The 15,285-nt window shown below is 54.8% G+C and carries 15 protein-coding genes and 1 pseudogene; 4 read left to right on the top strand and 12 right to left on the bottom strand.

Annotated elements, in window-relative coordinates; all coding sequences use genetic code 11:
• Positions 1-109 precede the first annotated feature (109 nt).
• The 10 genes and pseudogenes from G4551_RS00185 to ivbL all read right to left on the bottom strand — a co-directional run bounded on the left by G4551_RS00185 (position 110) and on the right by ivbL (position 8,746).
• Complete coding sequence (locus tag G4551_RS00185; protein ID WP_003840660.1) at positions 110-409, bottom strand: helix-turn-helix domain-containing protein; 300 nt, start codon at positions 407-409, stop codon at positions 110-112.
• Positions 396-760: pseudogene (locus tag G4551_RS00180) on the bottom strand (type II toxin-antitoxin system RelE/ParE family toxin). Before G4551_RS00180 ends, G4551_RS00185 begins: the two are co-directional and overlap by 14 nt.
• Positions 761-860: 100 nt before the next feature.
• Positions 861-1,313, bottom strand: coding sequence for a DUF1198 family protein (locus G4551_RS00175; RefSeq protein WP_003023933.1), 453 nt, complete (start codon positions 1,311-1,313; stop codon positions 861-863).
• Between the two features lie 125 nt (positions 1,314-1,438).
• Positions 1,439-2,830 (bottom strand): hexose-6-phosphate:phosphate antiporter, encoded by a 1,392-nt coding sequence (uhpT, locus tag G4551_RS00170; RefSeq protein ID WP_003023929.1) that lies wholly within the window; start codon positions 2,828-2,830, stop codon positions 1,439-1,441.
• Positions 2,831-2,972: 142 nt separating this feature from the next.
• Positions 2,973-4,301, bottom strand: a complete 1,329-nt coding sequence (gene uhpC, locus G4551_RS00165; protein ID WP_003840652.1) for an MFS transporter — start codon at positions 4,299-4,301, stop codon at positions 2,973-2,975.
• Positions 4,302-4,310: 9 nt separating this feature from the next.
• Positions 4,311-5,813, bottom strand: coding sequence for a signal transduction histidine-protein kinase/phosphatase UhpB (uhpB, locus tag G4551_RS00160; RefSeq protein ID WP_003840650.1), 1,503 nt, complete (start codon positions 5,811-5,813; stop codon positions 4,311-4,313).
• A complete protein-coding gene (gene uhpA / locus G4551_RS00155) occupies positions 5,810-6,403 on the bottom strand; it encodes a transcriptional regulator UhpA (protein WP_003023923.1) in 594 nt (197 codons plus the stop codon). The genes uhpB and uhpA overlap by 4 nt, the downstream gene beginning before the upstream one ends.
• A 154-nt stretch (positions 6,404-6,557) precedes the next feature.
• Positions 6,558-6,848, bottom strand: coding sequence for an acetolactate synthase small subunit (gene ilvN, locus G4551_RS00150; protein ID WP_003023914.1), 291 nt, complete (start codon positions 6,846-6,848; stop codon positions 6,558-6,560).
• A 3-nt stretch (positions 6,849-6,851) separates the two neighbouring features.
• Positions 6,852-8,540 carry an acetolactate synthase large subunit gene (gene ilvB, locus G4551_RS00145; protein WP_003840646.1) on the bottom strand — a complete coding sequence of 563 codons (1,689 nt, stop codon included), beginning with the start codon at positions 8,538-8,540 and terminating at the stop codon, positions 6,852-6,854.
• 107 nt (positions 8,541-8,647) lie between these two features.
• Entirely contained in the window at positions 8,648-8,746 is a 99-nt protein-coding gene (gene ivbL / locus G4551_RS00140; protein ID WP_003827118.1) for an ilvB operon leader peptide IvbL, read from the bottom strand.
• Between the two features lie 521 nt (positions 8,747-9,267).
• Between ivbL and tisB the strand changes: the two genes are divergently transcribed.
• The 3 genes from tisB to emrD all read left to right on the top strand — a co-directional run bounded on the left by tisB (position 9,268) and on the right by emrD (position 11,692).
• Positions 9,268-9,357, top strand: coding sequence for a type I toxin-antitoxin system toxin TisB (tisB, locus tag G4551_RS00135; protein WP_003840643.1), 90 nt, complete (start codon positions 9,268-9,270; stop codon positions 9,355-9,357).
• 123 nt (positions 9,358-9,480) lie between these two features.
• Entirely contained in the window at positions 9,481-10,314 is an 834-nt protein-coding gene (locus G4551_RS00130; RefSeq protein ID WP_003840641.1) for a DMT family transporter, read from the top strand.
• Between the two features lie 193 nt (positions 10,315-10,507).
• A complete protein-coding gene (emrD, locus tag G4551_RS00125; RefSeq protein WP_003023905.1) occupies positions 10,508-11,692 on the top strand; it encodes a multidrug efflux MFS transporter EmrD in 1,185 nt (394 codons plus the stop codon).
• On the opposite strand, the gene G4551_RS00120 is transcribed toward emrD, so the two are convergent.
• A complete protein-coding gene (locus G4551_RS00120) occupies positions 11,619-12,701 on the bottom strand; it encodes a cellulase family glycosylhydrolase (RefSeq protein WP_003840639.1) in 1,083 nt (360 codons plus the stop codon). The two genes, emrD and G4551_RS00120, sit on opposite strands and share 74 nt — an antisense overlap.
• 78 nt (positions 12,702-12,779) lie before the next feature.
• On the bottom strand, positions 12,780-13,706 hold the full coding sequence (gene dsdC / locus G4551_RS00115) for a DNA-binding transcriptional regulator DsdC (protein WP_003840637.1): 927 nt from the start codon (positions 13,704-13,706) through the stop codon (positions 12,780-12,782).
• A 229-nt stretch (positions 13,707-13,935) separates the two neighbouring features.
• Here dsdC and dsdX point away from each other — a divergent pair, with 229 nt between their 5' ends.
• A complete protein-coding gene (gene dsdX, locus G4551_RS00110; protein ID WP_003023897.1) occupies positions 13,936-15,273 on the top strand; it encodes a D-serine transporter DsdX in 1,338 nt (445 codons plus the stop codon).
• The last annotated feature ends 12 nt before the right edge of the window (positions 15,274-15,285 follow it).

The raw sequence follows: 15,285 nt of genomic DNA, 5'->3' as shown, positions 1-15,285 counted from the left end.
TGCGTGGGGTTATTGTAGAAAAGTTACGCAGTGTAACATTAAATTTGTGACGTATTTAACGTTTCAGCAACTAGTTTCATTTAACAAAGAATATCGGTTACTCGGATTTTTAAAGATAGAACGCGACTCTTTTACCTGTAGGTAGCTTAACATCAATGCTAAGTTCACCACCCAGTGCCGTGACATAACGCTTGAGCGTCGACAGACGAGGATCGTTATCTGCCTGCTCCATTTTTGCGATTGTTGGCTGCTTAACCCCCATTGCCGAGGCAAGTTCAGCCTGAGAGAGATTCAGTTCTTCCCTTAACATATTTAACGCAACCGCCTGACGTAGTATTTCTACTTTTTCGGTAATACGCTCCTGGCTTTCCGGGCTTTGTTTCGCCATCAATTCTTTAAGGGTAGCCATAATTTTCCTTACTTATTAGGTGATTTCGGTACTCAGCATCCGCAAGCCTGATCATCTCTTTATAGAATTTCTTTTCGTTTAACCCTGTTTTATCTCCAGCGCATAGCGCGCGATGCCATGGCGAGAAGGATCAAACGCGAAGAACGCCCGAATCGGACTACCCTGATGCTGTACTCGCAACTCTTTCATATTTGAAAAAGCAGAAGCATTTACCGTATCAGCAAACGGCCTACCTAACTGAGGACCATACTCGGATAAAATCATCATTGCTGCGAGCATATCTTCCTTGAGCGCTTCGGTCTGTACGTCAAACCATTTATCGAAAGCATCCGTTGTTTCCACTTCCCACATCAACGATCCCTCATAGCTAATAAGCTATAGAGAAATTATAGCTTATTAGCTATTGAATCAATCGTTATTTGCATAATTTATTCGCCATCAGACCTGATTCTCAATGCAACCAATGCACACCATCTTCGGGCTGGAAAAAGGCGTTATAGCGCATTTGAAACGCATTAAGCTCCTGCATATCCGGCTCCATTTCGCGCAAAAAACCGAGCGCCAGACGCACCTGCGCGTCAGTAATCGGCGCTGCCAGCCGAGCTTTTTGCAGCCAACGGTGCCACTGCAGCAGATTCGGCTCACTGCCGTCGACAATCACGATTTGCCAGATCAACAGCACCTGGGCCGCATTTTGCAGATGTGATTCATCAGGGCGGTGGAGGTACTGTAAAAAAGCCTCACCCTGTACTTTTCCCATCTGATCGATCATCGATTCTACTGGCACGACATCAATGTTCAGTCGCTCGCTCAGACGGCGAATTGCCCGCCGTGAACCGGACGTCAGCACCCGAAACCCCACCACAAAAACAACCACCAGGGTGGCCAACATTATCCAAATCATGCGCACATCCATTACCAGACAGGATGCCCATCATAGCGGCAAATTTATCGCTGTCGATGGATGAACGCCACGGCATAAAAAAGCCCGCCATTAAGGCGGGCAAAAGTTACCAATGCACACTTAACTTAAGCGACTTTCAATTGTTGAATCTTTTTCTCGCGGCGAATTTTACGTTCTTCAAACACGGCCACGATGGCCATCAGACAGATACAACCGATGGCGGCGGTGTCCAGCGCGGCGAAGGTTCCTGCCCAGCCGGTGAGGCCGAAAATCGGCGTGCCGTCGGCAATCATCCCCAGACCAAGCTTGGCGAAGCTGTCACCAATCAGATAAGCAAAAGTCCCTTTAATCCCATCGGCTGCACCGATCGCTTTTTTCGGTACAAATCCGACTGCCGCAACGCCGATTAACAGCTGCGGACCAAACACCAGGAAGCCCAGTGCAAACAGCGAAGCCAGATAAACGTACTGGTTGCTGGCGTGCTGATAAACGCCCAGGGTGGCGATAATCAACGCCAGCGCCACGCAGGCCACCAGCGCACGGCGGCCATTCGCCAGGTCAGAGAGCCAGCCCCACAGCAGCGTGCCGACCAGCGCGCCCACTTCAAACAGGGTAAAGCCCTGAATCGCCACTTCTTTGGAGAGCTTTAGCTCCTGGAAAGCGTAGACGGTGGACCACTGGTCAATACCGATACGCACTACGTACAGGAAGATGTTCGAGAAACATAACAACCAGATCACTTTGTTTTTCAGCACGTACTCAACAAAGATCTGCCATTTCGTCATCTCGTTTTCTTCGGTCTCTTTGTCTTCTTCGCTGATCTCCTCGCCAAACAACTCTTCAGCTTTACCAAGACCATAAGATTCCGGGGAGTCACTGCCGTAGCGTAGGCCGATAAAACCAACAATCAGCGCGATAATCGACGGGAAGATAAACATCCCGATGACGTGACCGTCGAACAGATAGTTAGCGCCAAACAGCGCCACGCCTGCCGCACCCGCACCGCCGAGGTTGTGGGAGATGTTCCACATACCGAGGTAAGAACCCCGCTTGCGACGCGGCGTCCATTTGGTGATGGTGGAATAGCTACACGAGCCGCCGGTACTCTGGAAGAAACCACTCAGCGCATAGAAGGCGATCATCAGGAACAGGCTGGTTGAACCCGCGCCCATGCTGGCGCTGAAGCCGAGCATACAGATGGCTGAGAGGATCAGCATAAACGGCAGGAACTGCTTGGTGTTTTTGCCGTCCGCGTAGTAGGAAACCAGCGTTTTTCCCACGCCGTAGGTGATGGAGAAGCCCAGGCCAATCATCCCCAGTTGCGTCATGCTCAGCCCGTAGGTGGAGATCATGTCGTTCTGCGCGATGTTGAAGTTTTTGCGGATCAGGTACATGGTCAGGTAGCCGATAAAGACCACCAGATAGGACTGCATGAACGGTTTGAACCACATTTTGCGCCGCACATCGAGCGGCAGATCCAGGGTCGGCTTGCGCACCTGGTTGAGAAAGGCCAGCATTTGACACTCCCGAGCTAATTTTTATACCTGCGAATAGCAGGCATTGTAAAAATCAGCCGGGAGACGTGCCTGAGACAGCGTCCAGGTGAAACCGGGAAAATTTCTTAGTTTTGCCCCACTCAGGGCAAAAAGGTGAGGTGCATCACGCTTCGTTGAGATCGCGCGGAGCCTGGGCGTTTAAAAACGGCAGCAGCAGCAGCGCGGAAATCCCCGCCGCAATGGCGATCACCACAAAAAACCCGGTCCAGTGCCAGACCTCCATCACCTTCGCCAGCGGCCAGCCGGAGAGCGATGCCCCCAGATAGGCAAACAGACCAACAAAACCGGTTGCTGCACCTGCCGCCTCTTTGTGCGAACACTCCGCTGCCGCCATGCCGATCAGCATCTGCGGGCCGAAGACGAAGAATCCGGTGGTGAAAAAGCACGCTGCCTGCATCACGTAGCTGGCGAACGGCATCAGCCACAGCGAACCAACGGAGAGCAAAATTCCGGCGGCAAAAATCAGGTTCATTGGACCGCGGTTGCCGTTAAACAGCTTGTCCGAGCCCCACCCCGCCACCAGCGCACCGACAAATCCACCCAGTTCGAACATGGTCACGGCGGTATTGGCAGTCACCAGATCCACGCCGAGCGTCTCAGACATGTACAGATTGCCCCAGTCATTAATCGCTGCACGGACCACGTACACCAGCACATAACACAATGACAGCAGCCAGATATAAGGATTCAGCAGCACATAGCGGGTGAGGATCTCTTTGCGGCTCAGCCCTGCACCTTCCTGCTGCTGAGCAATTTCCAGCTCATCATGTCGCCAGTCGCCAATCGGCGGCAGACCAATCGCCTGCGGTCTATCGCGCAGCCGCCAGCAGAGGAAAACCCCCACCACAATCGCCAGCAGCCCAGCGATCATCATCCCGGCGCGCCAGCCGTAGTGCAGCGCTGTCGCCGCCATCACGATAGGGATCAGCGCCCCGCCGACGTTGTGCGCGGTATTCCACAGCGCCCACCAGCCGCCGCGCTCGGTACGCGAATACCACGCGGTCAATAAACGCGCGCAGACCGGCGACCCCCAGCCCTGGAAAAAGGCGTTCAGCGCCCACAGCACCGCAAAGGCCCACAGTGAGGTAGAGAATCCAAACAGAATGTTCACCACGCCGGTGGCGATCAGCCCGATGCCCATAAAATAGCGTGCGTTGGAGCGGTCGCTGACGATACCGGAAACAAACTTCGACAGGCCGTAGGTGATGTAAAACAGCGTCGCCAGTAGCCCAATATCGCTGCGGGTCAGCACGCCGCTGGTGAGGATATCCGGTACGGCGGCATTGAAGCTTTTGCGTGTGAAATAGAACAGCGCGTAGCCGAGCCAAATGGTGGTCAGGATATGCCGCCGCCAATAGCGATAGCGGGCATCCACTTCCTGCTTGTCGGTGATGAGCGGCGCATTGTCCGGGGCTTTTAAAAACGCAAACATGGCCGCTCCTTACACATAACGTTGAGGCAGTGACACGCTGACCCGCGTGCCGTGCGTACAGGAAATCGACAGCGATCCTCCGAGGGCGCTAATCCGTTCACGCATCCCGGTGAGGCCAAATCCATGCTGATTCGACCCTGGCGGCAGGCCGCTGCCGTCGTCCTCAATCACCAGCATCAGCCGTTCATCCTGTTGCCAGCCCTGAAGCGTCACCGCGCTGGCGTTGGCGTGCTTAACGATGTTGTTCAGTCCTTCCTGACAGACGCGAAACAGCGTCACCCGCTGGCTTTCGCTGAGTGCAGATTCGTCAATTCGCCAGTCGAGATGGCTGACGATGCCGCGGCTTTCCAGCTCCATTTCGCGCATCAATGAGCGGATGGCCTGCTCCAGCGTGAGATCGTCCAACTGGCGTGGTCGCAGGCGGCCTAACAGGCGACGCACCGAATCGTACACGCCGAGAGAAAGTTGTTCGATGTGTGCCCCGCTAAGCTTCACCCCTGCGTTTTCCGGCGCCAGGCGCTGGACAATACCCGCCTGGGTACGAATGGCGGTGATGGTTTGGCCGATATCATCATGCAGTTCGCGCGCCACGTCCCGGCGCACGCTCTCTTCGGTCTCCAGCAGGCGTTCAGCCAGACGATGGTTGCGCGCTAATTCGTTTTGCAGCGACTGGTTAAGCTCACGCAGACGCTGAATGCCCGCGCCGAGCAGCAGCCCGGTCAGGCTTTGCACCAGCAGCGAGAGCAACAGGTCGACGGGATGATCGTGCCAGGTCTGGCTGGCAATCAGCGCGATGGCGTTCATCAGCGTCGCAATCAGCGCCCCCTGCCAGCCGTAGTGCCAGGCCAGCGCAATGATCGGCAACGCGAGGCAAAACGGCGTGAAGCGCGAAAGCTCGGCGGGTAAACCGAGCTGTAGCCACAGGCTGACGCTAAACAGCAGCAGGTACCAGACCAGATGCCGCCCGCGCCAGTTCACCGGCTGCGACACCACCGCAGGGCCCAGCGGCAACCAGGTGGTGCTGGTCAGATAGTGCCAGAACACCAGACAGATCGGCGCCAGCGTTAATCCGCCGGTGAGCGTCAGCAGCAGCGCGTTCCATGCCTCTTCACCCTGCCCAAGCCAGGGCAGCGATTGCAGCAATGCCGCCGCCGTAAGCGCCGCGCCCTGCAACAGCAGCGTACGCCAGTCACGCTGGTGGCGGTATCGCGATATCAGCATCACCGGGAGTAACGTGAGGAAGCTGCCGATCATCAAAAGTGGCAAATGGGCCAGCACCACTTCCTGTGCCAACCAGAAAAGAAGCAGCCATTCCGCGCCCAACAGCACCGGCCAGTAGTCACGTGGACATTGCAGCATCAGCCCCAGACGCAGGCCAAACGGAAACAACAGTACCGCCAGCTCCGGGCGCTCAACCAGATGCAGGCTGATGCTCCACAGGCAAAACCACGCGGCAGAGAAGATAAAGAAGCAGGCAACAACGGTGATTAACCGGGAACAGAGCGTGTTCATTGCCAGCCGTCAAACATCCGGCGGGCCAGTTCGACGTCGTTGCTGACGCCCAGCTTTTCCATCAGGTTGGCGCGATGCACGTGCACCGTTTTCGGCGACAGACCCAGTTCAGCAGCAATCTCTTTGACCGCCATACCTTGTGCCAGTTTTTCCGCCACCTGACGTTCGCGTTTGGTGAGCGGATCCTGGCGACCAGCCGCCAGTTTGACGGCGATGTCCGGCGTCAGGTAACAGCCGCCGGTCGCAACGGTATGCACCGCTGCGATCAGCTCATCCGGGCTACAGCGTTTAGAAAGGAAACCACGCGCGCCCGCGTTGAGCGCCTGCTCCACCAGCGCCGGGCTGTCGTGGACGGAGAGCATGATAATCGCCATTCCTTTTGGTAACTGGCTTAACAGTTCAAGACCGGAGATATCTGGCATCGAGATATCACAGATACAGACCTGCACGCCGCGTCCCGGTAATCCCGCCAGCGCCTCACTGCCTGAGCCAAACTCAGCCACCACCTGCAAATCAGGTTCCAGCCCCAGCAGTTGGGCAAAGCCGGAGCGGACGATAAGGTGGTCGTCAATAAGGGCAACGGTAATCATGGGTTCATCCTGGCGCTAAGACATGCCTGATGGCGCTGCGCTTATCAGGCCTACGGGCGGGTGCCGTTGTAGGCCGGATAAGGCATTAATACCGCCATCCAGCAAAAGCGCTTACCTTAACGATAAGCGCGTTGCTGTTCAAGCCTTGAGCGGGTTACTCAAAGAACACGGTGATTTTGTTAAACATCGACGGATCGGACTGGTTGCGGGCCACTTTCACCACATCTTCCAGCTTGTCGATCTGGCTTATCATCTGCTCAAGACGTTGATCGTCGTTGACCAGTAGCCAGATGCGGCTCTTATCGCTGTCCTGAATCGGTAGACAGAGAATGCCTTCCACGTTGAATGCGCGGCGGGCAAACAGCCCGCAAACGTGAGTCATTACGCCCGGATGGTTGCGTACGGTGAGTTCCAGGATTACGTTGTCATGAGTCTGCTGTTGCATGGCTTATTCCCCCACCATTTCTGTGTTTGCCGCACCCGGCGGCACCATCGGGTACACTTTTTCTTCGGCATCGATGCGCACGTGGATCAGCGCAGGTCCTGGGCGATTAATAATCTCCTGCAACGCTGCCTGTGGGTCCGCTTCGTTATTCAGATCGCAGGTTTCGAGACCAAACCCGGCAGCTATCTGCATAAAGTTAATCATCCCCGGATAGGTCGCGGCAAAAACGCCCTGCTTATAGAACAGACTCTGCTGCTGATATACAAGACCTAACGCTTCGTTATTCATCAGAATGATTTTAATATCCAGCTGATTTTCGCTGGCGGTCGCCATTTCCTGAATATTCATCATCAGGCTGCCATCGCCGGAGAAGCACAGCACTTTTTTGTCTGGGTTAGCCAGGGCCGCACCAATCGCCGCAGGCAGGCCAAAGCCCATGGTTCCCAGACCGCCGGAGGTCAGCCACTGGCGCGGACGATTCAGCGGGTAAGCCTGTGCCGCCCACATCTGATGCTGGCCTACGTCGGTGGTGATAATGGCGCTGTCGTCTACGCAGGCAGCCACGGCGTTGATCAATCCATAGTGGCTGAGCGGATTTTTTTCCTGGGGGATCGTGCACGGAAATTCTTGCTGCAGGTCAGACACCAGTTGATGCCACTCTTCACGCGGCTGCGCTTCAATCTGCGGGAGCAATTGTGCCAGAACCTCATCGACATCTGCCTGGATCGCCACATGCGGCTGTTTGATTTTACCCAGCTCCGCGCGGTCAATATCCACGTGGATGATTTTGGCATTCGGGCAGAACTGTTCGGTTTTACCAATCGCCCGGTCATCAAAACGTGCGCCCAGAACAATCAGTAAATCCGCTTCTTGCAGAATAAAGTTGGTGCTGCGCGCGCCGTGCATGCCCAGCATGCCTAACGACAGCGGATGCGCTTTTGGCAGCATACCGAGCGCCATCAACGTCATGGTGGTAGGCAGTTTTGCTTTTTCGGCCAGCTCACGAACACGTTCCGGCGCGTTAATTACGCCGCCGCCGAGGTACAGCACCGGGCGTTTGGCGGCGTTAATCATAGCTGCAGCATCGCGAATGCTGTCCTGGCTGAACGCTGGTGCCGCCATTTTCTGCGCGGGTTCCGGCATCTCTTCAATTTCAAAAACGGCGGTTTGAATATCCTTAGGAATGTCTATCCACACCGGGCCTGGACGTCCGGACTGCGCAATGCGGAACGCATCGCTCATGACCTGCGGTAATTCACTGATATGGCGGACCAGATAGTTGTGCTTAGTGATGGGGATAGAGATGCCGTAGGTGTCGACTTCCTGGAAAGCGTCGGTGCCGATCATTGAGGCCGGAACCTGCCCGGTGATACACACCAGCGGGATGGAATCCAGACGCGCATCGGCAATGGCGGTTACCAGATTGGTTGCGCCCGGTCCGCTACAGGCCATACACACAGCGGGTTTGCCATCGGTTCTCGCCATTCCCTGCGCGATAAACCCCGCGCCCTGCTCGTGGCGCGCCAGGATATGACGGATTTGTGTGCTTTGGCTTAAGGCGTCATAGACGGGAAGAATCGAGCCGCCTGGAATACCGGTGACGACCTGAATCCCCTGACGTTCCAGGAAATGAACGATGAATTCTGCGCCCGTAAAACGCGTACGCTTGGATGTTATGCCCGAACTTGCCATGCTCCAGTCCTTTTATTCTGGGCCTTTGCTCCGGGCAGGTCTCTGAAACGAAAAACCCCGCCCGGTTTGCGCCGGCGGGGTTTTGGAATCGTGTGTTGATTCGGACCCTACGGCGCATTGCCGACGACCACCACCACACGCACGACGACCGCTGCGCGAGATGGCGCAGTTTTTAGTAGGGTCGCAGTCAGCATGGAAGGGTTCATTAGGGACCTGTCTGTTTGTTGATTAACTGGATTTATACAAACACAGGTTTTTCAGCGTGACAATGGAAAAATTTTCATCTGCACAAAAATGCTTCAACGATCACATTTAATTGTATGTCGTGCAAAAACAAAAAACCCCGCCGGAGCGAGGTTTTTTCAGCGTTGTGCGGTTGGTAGCCGCCGAACACACTGTGTTATGTCAACGAAAAAAGTATACGCGTTCTACGAAGAACACGCAATTTCGGCACGAATTTTGATGTTTTTGAGTATGGAACATGAATAGCGTAACGTCCATAAAATACTGTTAATTTATACAGTATTTATCTATAATGTCTCGGTACGCAATGTGTTATGCGGGGGCCGCATCGTAAACCGGCGCATCAAAGTCCTGGCTGAAACGGGTGGTGCCGTCAGCGCCTTAACCCCCGCGTGAGCACACTGTGTTATGTCAACAAAGGTGCTGGCAACAGGCAGCGGCGAGGTACGTCAGCACCGTGCTCCTTGTACCAAAAGGAGAGCGTATGAGCCTCGTGGATATCGCTATTCTTATCCTCAAACTCATTGTTGCAGCACTGCAACTCCTTGATGCCGTTCTGAAATACATTAAGTAATTCAGATTCAAGTCGCACCTAAGGGGGGCGGATAACACTCCGCTCCCCTTTCACCTTCTCCCTGGTGCTTGTATCGCGTCAATATGTTACGTTTTTATGACATCCTCAGGGAAGAATTCCGCCATGACGCTTTCTGTTTTCTGCATTTTGCTGTTCGCCGCACTGCTGCATGCCAGCTGGAATGCCATCGTAAAAGCGGGAAACGACAAGCTGTACTCGGCGATCAGCGTCAGCGGAACCGCTGCGATTATGGCGCTGATTTGTTTACCCTTTGCGCCGCAACCCTCTGCCGCCAGCCTGCCGTTTTTAGCTGTCTCAACCGCATTACAGGTGGTCTATACCGTCCTGGTCGCTAAAACCTATCAGGTTTCGGATATGAGCCAGACCTATCCTCTGATGCGCGGCACAGCGCCACTGCTGGTCGCGATTATCAGCGTCCTGTTTCTTGGTGATAGCCTCTCGCTACTCGCCTGGGTGGGGATTGCCACCATCTGTCTGGCTATTCTCGGGATGGCATTTAACGGACGCAGCGGTTCGCAACGCGGGATTATCCTGGCGCTCATTAACGCCTGCTTTATCGCCGGTTATACTCTGGTTGATGGCACCGGCGTACGTTTATCAGAAACCGCGCTGGGTTATACGCTGTGGACCTTCTTTCTGAACGGCTCCTGCCTGCTGGGCTGGGCGATGATCGCCAGACGCCGGGAAGCGTCGCGCTATCTTGTACAGCAGTGGAAGAAAGGTATTCTTGGTGGCATTGGCACAATGGGTTCTTACGGCCTGGCGCTGTGGGCCATGACCCAGGCTCCGTTGGCGGTAGTCGCGGCGCTGCGTGAAACCTCTATCCTGTTTGGCGCGCTGCTCGCGTGGCTGCTACTGAAAGAGAAGGTTGCCGGAATACGTCTTGTCGCGGCTGCAGGTATTGCCGTAGGCGCAGTTTTACTACGCTTATCATGATCACGTTGTAAACCCGATGCAATCCGGCAACATTTGTTGCCGATTTTTGTTTACATTTCCTGCCGTCTATCACATAAACATTCCAGCCCACTATCTGGCCTTCTTTTTCTGTTGTGGTAGATTCCACGCGCATTTACGGGAAAGTGCAGCACCTTATTCTTCTTTTTTCTCTTTTTTAAAAGTAATCAGCGAAATGAAAAGGCATAGAAGCGTCAATTTGTTGTTGATGTTGGTATTACTGGTGGCGGTAGGTCAGATGGCGCAAACCATTTATATCCCCGCGATTGCTGATATGGCGCGTGAACTGAACGTTCGCGAAGGGGCGGTGCAAAGCGTAATGGCCGCCTATCTGTTGACCTATGGTCTATCACAACTGGTTTACGGTCCCCTTTCAGACCGCGTTGGCCGCCGCCCGGTTATCCTCGCCGGGATGTCTATTTTTATGCTGGCCACGCTGGTCGCGATTACCACGCATAGCCTGACGGTACTGATTATCGCCAGTGCCATCCAGGGGATGGGAACGGGCGTCGGCGGTGTGATGGCGCGAACGTTACCGCGCGATCTGTACGAAGGCACGCAACTGCGCCACGCCAATAGTCTGTTAAACATGGGGATTCTGGTCAGTCCGCTGTTAGCTCCGCTGATTGGCGGTGTGCTGGATACAGTGTGGAACTGGCGCGCCTGCTATATTTTTCTGTTGATTCTGTGTGCGGGCGTGACGTTTAGCATGGCACGCTGGATGCCGGAAACGCGCCCTGCAGGTGCGCCGCGTCCACGGCTGATCGCCAGCTACAAAACCCTGTTTGGTAATAGCGCTTTCACCTGTTACGTGCTGATGTTGATCGGTGGTCTGGCGGGTGTTGCGGTCTTTGAGGCCTGCTCCGGAGTATTATTGGGCGCACGTCTCGGTCTAAGCAGCATGGTGGTCAGTATCCTGTTTATCCTGCCCATCCCGGCGGCGTTTTTCGGCGCATGGTTCGCTGGTCGCCCGAATAAACGTTTCTCGACGCTAATGTGGCAGTCGGTGACCTGCTGTCTGGTAGCGGGTTTAATGATGTGGATCCCAGGGCTGTTTGACGTGATGAACGTCTGGACGCTGCTGGTTCCTGCCGCACTATTTTTCTTCGGCGCCGGAATGTTGTTTCCGCTGGCAACCAGCGGTGCAATGGAGCCTTTCCCGTTCCTGGCAGGCACGGCCGGCGCGCTGGTTGGGGGATTACAGAACATTGGTTCCGGCGTGCTGGCGTGGTTCTCTGCCATGCTGCCGCAGACCGGGCAAGCCAGTCTGGGCCTGCTGATGACCCTTATGGGGCTGTTGATTTTTGTTTGCTGGCTTCCGCTGGCGTCACGCGTGTCGCATCAGGGACAGGCGGTTTAAGCGTATGATGGCCCGGCTTATCGCCGGGCTTTTCGCATTCTGGCGCGATAATCGTCGTCAGTAACGGTTCCAGCGCCGGACGCCAGGCCCCCTCCTCACCATCATAGAACTGCGTATCCGCATTGATAGCATAGGGAATTTTCGCTTTTTTCAGCTCGCACGCCATAAAGCGGGCAAACGCCATTTGCGAGGCAGAAGGCGCGTTTTTGACGGTTTCTCCCGGCGACCAGCCCCCTACCCAACTGACATGCCCGGTTTTCTGTTGCCAATGAATGGCAGTATTGATACGGGCGCGAATGGCGGCCTTTTCTGCCGCAGTCCCTGAGGTCCACGGATATTTGCCGTTATTTTTCAGCGGTCCCCACGGAAAAATATGCCATTGGGCCAGCACCGTATTCTGACTTTGCGGCGGCAGCTTTAGGTTGGCCAAATCTTCCGGAGCGGCATGCAGTTTCGGCGCGATAAAAATCATTCGCTGTGGATCGATGGCATGGATGGTTCGAATGGTTTTGTCATACACGCGATTGAGCGACGCCTGATTATGGTTGAGCTTATCAGAGGGGTCGTAGATCAGGTCAAAACCCAGCAACGGCGAGCGTTGACCAAAGTAATGCGCCACCGCCACCCACCAGTTAACCACCTCTTTTTCGTTCCCGGCGCTGGGGTCTTTTTTATATTCGTCTGCCTGATAGGCAATGATCGGGATCACGCCATACTGCTCGCAGGCTTCCACCAGCTTGCGCAGATGAATCAGCCGCGCCTCCGTAGGCTCGCCCGCTACGCGAATGCGTACGTGGGCCAACCCTTTCGCCTTGTAGTCCCGCACTACCAGCGGATCGAATTCACGGATACCCCGATCGGTGCGCGCCCAATCTACGTCCATCCCAACGCCAAGCTGCTGTGCATACTGCGCCGCCGTCAGCGCAGGTTGCGCGGCGCACACGGTGGCGCTGGCCAACAGTAAAAGGGAAACAATCGGCTTTAACACGGTCGTCCTTACGCAAATCATCAGGAGTGATATCACGTATTTAGCACGCTTTTTCACTTTCCGTGTAGAGAGAAAGCGTAAAAAATATTCGCGGTCCGCTTATTTTACCTGCTCCTGAAGCCAGCTAATAAACGCCTCGATTTTCGGCCACTGCCTGCCGGGCAGCGTGGTGATGTAGTAATGCTGATGGCATTTCAGCGCCATATCGCCAAAAGGCGCGACCAGTTCTCCACTGTCGAGACGTTTTTGCACCAGACGCTTTCGGCCCATCGCCACGCCGATATGGTTCATGGCGGCAATTACCGCTAAATCAGAACGATCGAAACCAATCCCCGATGATGTCGGCAAATTCGCCGTAAAATGCTGCGCCCAGCTGTGCCATTCATCGGTTCCTGAGTCGTTACTCCATGCCTGTCTGTCGTGCAGCAAGGTGCAGTGCGGCAAATTCACTAACGAACCGGTAAGGTCATGGCGGCGAGCGTAGTCCGGGCTACATACCGGCAGGATCTCTTCATCCATCAGGAAGTGGTGCGTAAGCTGCGCGGAGGGCGCATCATCAAAATAGATAGCCAGATCGACCCCGGCACGCTGCAGATTGACGTTGTCGTTGCCGGTCAGGATGGTCAGTGAAATTGACGGGTAGCGACGGGTAAAGTCACCGAGCGCCGGAACCAGCCAGCACTGGGCGATAGAAGGTCGAGAGTAGACGGTGAGCGTCCCGGACAACTCCTGATTTTTAATATCGAGGATTTCCTGATTCAGCGTATCCAGCGACGATTTCAGCGCCCAGAATACCCGCTTACCCTCGTGGGTGAGTTCCACTTTACGGTGCGAACGGACAAACAGCTGAATGCCCAGTTCATCTTCCAGTTGATTAATGCGATGGCTGACGGCGCTGGGGCTTAACGACAGCTCATCTGCCGCCAGCGCAAACGACTGATGCCGGGCCGCCACTTCAAAAGTATACAGCTTTGACAGCTGCCAGCCATTGAGCAGCCGGTTTCTGACCTCGCGTAGGGGATCCAAACTCACCTCCTGTCCTCCTGATTCATTCGCCGGAGTGTAAAAAACTTCGCTGCAAAAATCAGCATAAAGATGAATCAAGGTGAACCATATCGCATAAACATAGCGTAATTAGACATAAATCACTCACTTGATGCAATCTGGTTCATGTGAAAGGAGATTTATATCGTTTGTCAGACGGTGCCTTATTTTTGTCCAATAACCTTATATTAATCACAGGGCAAGGTGAGCTATGCACTCTCAAATCTGGGTTGTGAGCACGCTGCTGATAAGCATCGTGTTAATCGTTTTGACCATCGTGAAGTTCAAATTCCACCCGTTTCTGGCGCTGCTGTTAGCCAGTTTCTTCGTGGGTACGATGATGGGGATGGGGCCGCTGGATATGGTCAATGCCATTGAGAGCGGCATCGGCGGTACGCTGGGCTTCCTCGCGGCGGTTATCGGCCTTGGGACCATTCTGGGCAAAATGATGGAAGTGTCCGGCGCGGCCGAACGCATCGGTCTGACGCTGCAGCGCTGCCGCTGGCTTTCAGCGGATGTCATTATGGTGCTGGTCGGGCTGATTTGCGGGATCACGCTGTTCGTTGAGGTCGGCGTGGTGCTGTTGATTCCACTGGCCTTTTCGATTGCTAAAAAAACCAATACCTCATTACTGAAGCTGGCGATTCCGCTGTGTACGGCGCTGATGGCGGTACACTGCGTCGTACCTCCGCATCCGGCCGCCCTGTTCGTGGCTAATAAGCTGGGCGCAGACATTGGCACCGTGATTGTCTACGGCTTACTGGTGGGTTTAATGGCTTCGCTTGTCGGTGGGCCGCTGTACCTGAAATTCCTCGGTAACCGTCTGCCATTTAAACCGGTACCGGCTGAGTTTTCCGACCTGAAAGTGCGTGATGAAAGCACGCTGCCATCGCTGGGCGCGACGCTGTTTACCGTACTGCTACCAATTGGCCTGATGCTGGTGAAAACCGTCGCGGAACTGAACATGGCGAAAGGCAGCACGGTGTATACGCTGCTGGAGTTTATTGGTAACCCGATCACCGCGATGTTTATCGCCGTTTTCGTAGCCTATTACATTCTCGGTCTGCGTCAGCACATCGGTATGGGTGCGCTGCTGACCCACACCGAAAACGGTTTTGGCTCGATTGCTAACATTTTGCTGATTATAGGCGCAGGCGGCGCATTCAACGCTATTCTCAAGAGCAGCGGGCTGGCGGATACTCTGGCGCTGATCCTCTCAAACATGCATATGCACCCGATTCTACTGGCATGGCTGGTCGCTCTGATTCTGCATGCGGCGGTAGGCTCTGCCACGGTGGCGATGATGGGCGCAACGGCAATCGTTGCCCCGATGCTACCGCTGTATCCCAACGTTAGCCCGGAGATCATCGCCATTGCCATCGGTTCCGGCGCTATTGGCTGCACGATCGTCACCGATTCCCTGTTCTGGCTGGTGAAGCAGTATTGCGGCGCCACCCTGAATGAAACGTTCAAATACTATACGACCGCGACATTTATCGCTTCCGTTATTGCACTGGCTTGCACATTCCTGCTTTCCTTTATTATCTAAGCGCGAAGAGAC

The sequence above is a fragment of the Citrobacter freundii ATCC 8090 = MTCC 1658 = NBRC 12681 genome (assembly GCF_011064845.1).
Taxonomy (GTDB): Bacteria; Pseudomonadota; Gammaproteobacteria; order Enterobacterales; family Enterobacteriaceae; genus Citrobacter; species Citrobacter freundii.
Note: the sequence above shows the minus strand (reverse complement) of the source record. Positions and strands in the feature narration are given on the sequence as shown.

Coding starts and splice junctions, on each gene's coding strand:
- G4551_RS00185 (WP_003840660.1), bottom strand. CDS start 409: ATGGCTACCCTTAAAGAATTGATGGCGAAACAAAGCCCGGAAAGCCAG.
- G4551_RS00175 (WP_003023933.1), bottom strand. CDS start 1,313: ATGATTTGGATAATGTTGGCCACCCTGGTGGTTGTTTTTGTGGTGGGG.
- uhpT (WP_003023929.1), bottom strand. CDS start 2,830: ATGCTGGCCTTTCTCAACCAGGTGCGCAAGCCGACCCTGGATCTGCCG.
- uhpC (WP_003840652.1), bottom strand. CDS start 4,301: ATGTTTGCGTTTTTAAAAGCCCCGGACAATGCGCCGCTCATCACCGAC.
- uhpB (WP_003840650.1), bottom strand. CDS start 5,813: ATGAACACGCTCTGTTCCCGGTTAATCACCGTTGTTGCCTGCTTCTTT.
- uhpA (WP_003023923.1), bottom strand. CDS start 6,403: ATGATTACCGTTGCCCTTATTGACGACCACCTTATCGTCCGCTCCGGC.
- ilvN (WP_003023914.1), bottom strand. CDS start 6,848: ATGCAACAGCAGACTCATGACAACGTAATCCTGGAACTCACCGTACGC.
- ilvB (WP_003840646.1), bottom strand. CDS start 8,540: ATGGCAAGTTCGGGCATAACATCCAAGCGTACGCGTTTTACGGGCGCA.
- ivbL (WP_003827118.1), bottom strand. CDS start 8,746: ATGAACCCTTCCATGCTGACTGCGACCCTACTAAAAACTGCGCCATCT.
- tisB (WP_003840643.1), top strand. CDS start 9,268: ATGAGCCTCGTGGATATCGCTATTCTTATCCTCAAACTCATTGTTGCA.
- G4551_RS00130 (WP_003840641.1), top strand. CDS start 9,481: ATGACGCTTTCTGTTTTCTGCATTTTGCTGTTCGCCGCACTGCTGCAT.
- emrD (WP_003023905.1), top strand. CDS start 10,508: ATGAAAAGGCATAGAAGCGTCAATTTGTTGTTGATGTTGGTATTACTG.
- G4551_RS00120 (WP_003840639.1), bottom strand. CDS start 12,701: ATGATTTGCGTAAGGACGACCGTGTTAAAGCCGATTGTTTCCCTTTTA.
- dsdX (WP_003023897.1), top strand. CDS start 13,936: ATGCACTCTCAAATCTGGGTTGTGAGCACGCTGCTGATAAGCATCGTG.